The sequence below is a fragment of the Alloyangia mangrovi genome (assembly GCF_002300555.2).
Classification (GTDB): Bacteria; Pseudomonadota; Alphaproteobacteria; order Rhodobacterales; family Rhodobacteraceae; genus Salipiger; species Salipiger mangrovi.
Genome location: NZ_NTHN02000151.1, coordinates 1 through 575 on the forward strand (window position 1 = coordinate 1; position 575 = coordinate 575).

1 protein-coding gene is annotated in these 575 nt (G+C 69.2%); it reads left to right on the plus strand.

All coding sequences use genetic code 11. From position 1 onward, the window contains the following. Window positions 1-399: substrate-binding domain-containing protein (locus tag CLG85_RS27180; protein ID WP_260350399.1), on the plus strand; the 399-nt coding region annotated here is incomplete at its 5' end. Window positions 400-575: the final 176 nt, after the last annotated feature.

Below are 575 nucleotides of genomic sequence, written 5' to 3' on the forward strand. Positions count from 1 at the left end.
ACCTTCACCCGGCGCGGCGTCGGCGACGTGCTGCTGGCCTGGGAGAACGAGGCCTTCCTCGCGCTCGACGAACTGGGCGAGGACAGTTTCGACATCGTGGTGCCCTCGGTGTCGATCCTTGCCGAGCCACCGGTGGCGCTTGTGCCGGGCAATATCGAGGATGACGCGCAGCGCGAGGTGGCGCAGGCCTACCTCGAATATCTCTACAGCCCCGAGGCACAGGCGCTGGCACTCGCTAACTACTACCGCGCCTGGGACAGCTCGCTGGCCGCGGATGACGACATCGAGCGCTTTCCCGAGCTCGAGCTGGTGACCATCTCCGACTTCGGCGGCTGGACCGAGGCGCAGCCGCGCTTCTTCGGTGACGGCGGCATCTTCGACCAGATCACCTCGGAGTGACCCGGATGCTGCGCCTCGCCTCGCCCCTGCCCGGCTTCGGCCTCGGCATGGGCATCCTGCTCACCGCCCTGACCGGGGTGGTACTGCTGCCACTCGCGGCGCTGCTCGGGCAGGGCATTCTCATGGGACCGGCGGAAATCGCCGGTCACCTCGCCCCGGCGCGGGTGCGCGCGGCG